Raw genomic sequence first — 2,661 nt, 5'->3', positions numbered from 1 at the left:
TTTGTAGTTTAAAATTTTCATAAACGCAGTAAGGTTTGGTTGTGTATAGAAGGGATGTGGTTGTCTTTTGTGTTTTCACCCAATGGGTGAAGCGGTTTTTTGGTTGAAATCATTATACCAGTTGGGGTTTGTGTTGTTTTTTTTGGTTTTTATTTTTGGATTAGGGAGAATACAAATTTATAATTTCTATAAAATAAATCTATATTATTATTTTATAAACACATGTTGAAAAAAGAATTTGAATTCCAACTTAAAGAATTTGTTTTAGGGTTGCAGGAATATATTAGCACCGAAGATGGACAGTGGACAATCAAAGGATTCATCGATGTTTTTCAAAATATTTATACAATTTCTTCTGATACCAAGATTGTTTCTAAGATTTTAGAGATTCATTTGTTCCCAAAAATTATGGAGTTCGCCCAAAAACATGGGTATAAGGTAGTTTTAGCAGAGCATCAAAATTATTATCCTGATATATCGTTTGTAAAATCAGATGATACAAGTGTTAAATTCGCAGTAGATTTTAAAACCACTTATAGGAATCCTAAAAAATCATTTTTGTGTAATGGATTCACATTAGGCTCTCATGGTAAATATTTTGAGGATAGGACAAGTACAAAAAATATACAATTTCCTTATAGTGAATACGCAGGACATTTTTGTCTTGGGATTATTTATGATAGAGCTAAAGGCTCTTCCATAGATGAAACAAAAAGCCACAATATTGAAGCATTGCATTCTATTACATCTGTTGTAAGTAATTTTCAGTTTTTTGTTACAGAGAAGTGGAAAATTGCCAGTGATAAAAGTGGTAGCGGAAACACTGCAAATATTGGAAGTATTAATAATATTGATGACATTATTAATGGTCGTGGTGTATTTTCAAAACTTGGAGAATCTTGGTTTGATGATTATTGGATGAACTATGAAAAAATTACTATTTCTGATAAAAATAGAGAGACTAAAAAAATTACTTCTTTAAAAGATTTTGTTGATTATAGAAAGGGCGACTCTTCGTTAATTGTTTTAAAAAATAATAGGATTTCAAAGAAATGAAAGTAAAAGTGCCACCAATAAAATCACAAGGAATAAAAACAAAATTAGTCCCTTGGATTGATGATATTGTTTCTAATGATTTTGATGGTAGATGGGTAGAGCCTTTTATGGGAACTGGAGTAGTTGCATTTAATATTGCTCCGCAATGTGCTTTATTGTGTGACACCAACCCTCATTTAATTAATTTTTATCAATCAATAAAAGATGGAAAAATTGATTCAAATATCGTTAGGGAATTTTTAAATAAAGAAGGCTCTTTACTTTTAGAAAAAGGTGAATCGCATTATTATGAATTACGGGAAAGGTTTAATGAAAAACATAACCCATTAGATTTTCTATTTCTTAATAGAGCAGGATTTAATGGGATGATTCGTTTTAATAGAAAAGGAGGGTTTAATATTCCTTTTTGCAGAAAGCCACAAAGATTCGCTCAAGCATATGTAACCAAAATTGTTAATCAAGTAGCACATGTAAGTCAATTATTAAAAGAAAAAGATTTTGAATTTAAATGTCAGTCATTTGAAGATACTATTGCAGATACATCATCATCCGATATTATTTATTGTGACCCTCCTTATATTGGAAGACACGCAGATTATTTCAATGGATGGGATGAGGATAAAGAAAAAAAACTTTTTAATTTACTGTCAGAAACAGAAAGTAAATTTATTTTATCAACATGGCATCACAATGATTTTCGTGAAAATGAATATATACATTCTTTGTGGAGTAAGTTTAATATTTTAACAAGAGAGCATTTTTATCATGTGGGTGGTAGTGAAAAAAACAGAAACCCAATGATTGAAGCAATTGTTACAAACTACAGCACTATGGTTTTAAATAATCAAGAACAAGAACAACAAGTTGCATGTAGTGTTTGATGACGACAAAACATTTATTATTCTTAACAATTTTTAGCTTTGTATCTTCTGTATTAGCACAAAACCCCTCATCATTTTCAAAAGCCAAAAGACTACTCTACAAAGAAGTATACAAAGACCACAACGAAACTTTTTACTGTGGTTGCTCATACACTGGAAAAGTAGTTGATTTAGAAAGTTGTAATTATGAAGTAAGGAAAAATACTAAAAGAGCAAAAAGAATAGAGGCAGAACATGTTGTTCCTGCTTACTGGATAGCAAAACTTACTAAAAAAGGTAGGGAATATTGGAGTAAAGGAACAAAAGTTGGATATTATTTTAGATATATTAAAAGACGAGGCTAAAGAAATGCGCACAATGATTTATGATGCAGGAGTTTCAAGTTTTTATCTAGGCAAAAAAGGTTTGGCTTTTGTGAGTTGTATTAATACTAGCGAGGTAAGAAAAATGAGACCCTGTAAAGCAAATTTGTCACACGCTTACCTTATACAGGCGGATTTTGTGAATACACAGTGTCAGGGGGCGAATTTTAGGGATGCAAAATTTAACAAAAAAACAAAATTACAATCAGGTGGTGAAATCAATAAAGAAGCAATCAAAGCCATTGAAGACGCCCAACCTTACTTAGTCACCCCTTAAAAACCCATTCCAAACAAACCAAAACCACCCATTTTGCCAACCATCCAAATCAACAAAACTGCTTTTTATCCAGCACCACAAAAAA

General features: G+C 30.9%; 4 protein-coding genes and 1 pseudogene. All 5 read left to right on the top strand.

Features of this window, described 5'->3' with window-relative positions; genetic code table 11:
• Positions 1-222: 222 nt before the first annotated feature.
• The 5 genes and pseudogenes from BAZSYMA_RS02460 (at position 223) to BAZSYMA_RS10620 (ending at position 2,576) form a co-directional block, all read left to right on the top strand.
• A complete protein-coding gene (locus BAZSYMA_RS02460) occupies positions 223-1,056 on the top strand; it encodes a type II restriction endonuclease (RefSeq protein ID WP_090715279.1) in 834 nt (277 codons plus the stop codon).
• Positions 1,053-1,937, top strand: coding sequence for a DNA adenine methylase (locus BAZSYMA_RS02455; protein ID WP_090715277.1), 885 nt, complete (start codon positions 1,053-1,055; stop codon positions 1,935-1,937). The genes BAZSYMA_RS02460 and BAZSYMA_RS02455 overlap by 4 nt, the downstream gene beginning before the upstream one ends.
• Positions 1,937-2,281 carry an HNH endonuclease family protein gene (locus tag BAZSYMA_RS10520; protein ID WP_090715274.1) on the top strand — a complete coding sequence of 115 codons (345 nt, stop codon included), beginning with the start codon at positions 1,937-1,939 and terminating at the stop codon, positions 2,279-2,281. The genes BAZSYMA_RS02455 and BAZSYMA_RS10520 overlap by 1 nt, the downstream gene beginning before the upstream one ends.
• A pseudogene (locus tag BAZSYMA_RS10625) lies at positions 2,241-2,357 on the top strand (type I-Fv CRISPR-associated protein Cas5fv); the annotation flags it as partial. The gene BAZSYMA_RS10520 and the pseudogene BAZSYMA_RS10625, both read left to right, overlap by 41 nt.
• 27 nt (positions 2,358-2,384) lie before the next feature.
• The gene (locus tag BAZSYMA_RS10620) at positions 2,385-2,576 is read left to right on the top strand and encodes a pentapeptide repeat-containing protein (protein WP_420912276.1); all 192 of its coding nucleotides are present in this window, start codon (positions 2,385-2,387) and stop codon (positions 2,574-2,576) included.
• Positions 2,577-2,661 lie beyond the last annotated feature (85 nt).

Source organism: Bathymodiolus azoricus thioautotrophic gill symbiont, from assembly GCF_001298715.1.
Classification (GTDB): domain Bacteria; phylum Pseudomonadota; class Gammaproteobacteria; order PS1; family Pseudothioglobaceae; genus Thiodubiliella.
Note: the sequence above shows the minus strand (reverse complement) of the source record. Positions and strands in the feature narration are given on the sequence as shown.